This is a genomic window from Pseudomonas sp. Sample_9 (genome assembly GCF_004307535.1).
Classification (GTDB): Bacteria; Pseudomonadota; Gammaproteobacteria; order Pseudomonadales; family Pseudomonadaceae; genus Aquipseudomonas; species Aquipseudomonas mercuritolerans.
Genome location: NZ_RAZO01000473.1, coordinates 1 through 2,057 on the forward strand (window position 1 = coordinate 1; position 2,057 = coordinate 2,057).

The 2,057-nt window shown below is 61.6% G+C and carries 1 protein-coding gene; it reads right to left on the minus strand.

Going from position 1 to position 2,057, the window contains the following annotated elements; all coding sequences use genetic code 11:
• On the minus strand, positions 1–1,880 hold a 1,880-nt coding region (tssI, locus tag D6877_RS27060; protein WP_130912674.1), incomplete at its 3' end, for a type VI secretion system tip protein TssI/VgrG.
• Between the last annotated feature and the right edge of the window lie 177 nt (positions 1,881–2,057).

Sequence of the window (2,057 nt, forward strand, 5' to 3'; positions counted from 1 at the left end):
CCCGGGCTCCCGCCGGAGTTCATGTTGATCACCGGCCCGCTCATGGTCACGCCGCCAGCATCGATCTTGATGAAGCTGCCGCCGCCGACCAGCGTGAGTTCGGCACCGGCTTCCATCACCACCTTCATGCCACTGCTCAGGTGGATTTCCTGACCTGCGTCGATGAACTGGCCGGTGCCGATCTTGACGTGCTGGTTGACGCCGACGGTGAGGTGGTCGTTGGCGCGGGTTTCGACTTTGCGGTCGGCGTAGACGGTGTGGTGTTCTTCGGCCTTGAATTCGCTGTAACTGTTTTGCTCGACGGTGTCGTGGCGTTCGTTGCCGACGCGGATTTTCTGGTCGTGCTCGATGTTTTCGTCCCAGTCGCGCTGGGCGTGCAGGTAGATTTGTTCCTGGCCTTTTTTGTCTTCGATGCGCAGTTCGTTGTAGCCGCCACCGCCCATCGAGCTCAGGGTCTTGAAGGTGCTGCGGGTCTTGTTCGCCGGCAGTGGATAGGGGACGGTGTTTTCCTTGTGGTACAGGCAGCCGCTGATCAGCGGTTGATCGGGGTCGCCTTCAAGGAAGGTGACCAGCACTTCCATGCCGATGCGCGGGATGGCGATGCCGCCGTATTGGGCGCCGGCCCAGGCGCTGGAGACGCGCAGCCAGCAGCTGGTCTTGTCGTCGGCCTGGCCTTCGCGGTCCCAGTGAAACTGGACTTTGACCCGGCCGTATTCGTCGCAGTGGATTTCTTCGCCTTTCGGGCCGGTGACCACCGCGCTCTGGCTGCCGAGGATGCGTGGTTTCGGGTGGCGCAGCGGCGGGCGGTTGGGCACGTCCCATGGGGTGGCCTGGAAGCGGTTGCGGTAGCCCTGGTGGAAATCGTCTTTGAGCGCGGTGGTGTCGCTGGTCACCGACTCCTCGAGCACTTGCGGCTGCTTGCCTTCGTGCAGGACTTCAGTGAGCAGCCAGAGGTCGTTCCACTTGGCTTTCGGGTGTTCGGTCAGGGCGAGGAAATGACCGCTGACCAGCAACGGCTGATCACTCTTGCCTTCCGCCAATTGGAAGTCGCTGCGATGACGTTCGAGGGCGCGTTTGGCCAGGTGCTTGCCGCGCTCGCGGTCGATGAAGCGGCCCGGGTAATCGTAGTCTTCGAGGTCGGGCAGGGCGTCGCCACGGTTTTCGCTTTCCAGGGTCAGGCGCGGTTTTTCGAAGTCGTAGTCGCGGCGCGTGGTGCGGCTGGTGCGGGTTTCCAGGCGCAGGTCGAAACGCTTGATCACCGGGTTGCTGGCGACCATGCCGGAGTCTTGCTGATAGGGCACCGGGGCGAGTTTCGGGAACACCGTCTGGTCATCGCCGAAAACGAGCTTGTGCGCGTTGGCGCTGTGCTGGAAGTGGAAGTGAATGCCTTCTTCCTCGCACAGACGCTGGATGAAGTGCAGATCCGACTCGTCGTATTGCACGCAGTAGATGCGTTCGGGATAGATCGAGCCGGTCTTGAATTCGTAGGCGTTGCCTTGAATGCCGTGCTCTTCCAAGACCATGCCGATGATCTTCGGCACGCTGAGGTTCTGAAAGATGCGCTGGTTGATGCGGTGCGCCAGGTACGCCAGTTGCGGGCGCAAGGTCACCGAATAACGGGTCAGGCGCTTGCCGGAATCGCCTTGCGCGGCGCGGTAGATCTGGCCATGGATGCCGCTGCCGTCAGGCGACAGCTGCAGAAAGGCCGGTTTGTGCAGCAGGGTTTCGAGGTCCAGCGACGGCTGCTCACTGACCAGTTCCACCTCGAAGACAAAAGGCTGGCTGATGGCTTCCCGGCCGGTCAGGGTGAATACCTGAAAGTCGGCGGAAAGCCCTTCGATGGTCAGGGCAAAGTGGGTTTCATTGGCCGGCGCGAACATCCCTTGTTCCTCGTGCTGTACAGCGGCGCCCGTCGACGGCCGCAAAAAGCGGCTCAACGTACGCGAAATTCTGGAGGGGCGTAAACAACATCGACCAGCAGAGCTGGCCGATGCGTGTAACGATCAGCCGTAATTAAACGACTGGAGCACGCCAGTCATCGGAACCCGAAGTACCGG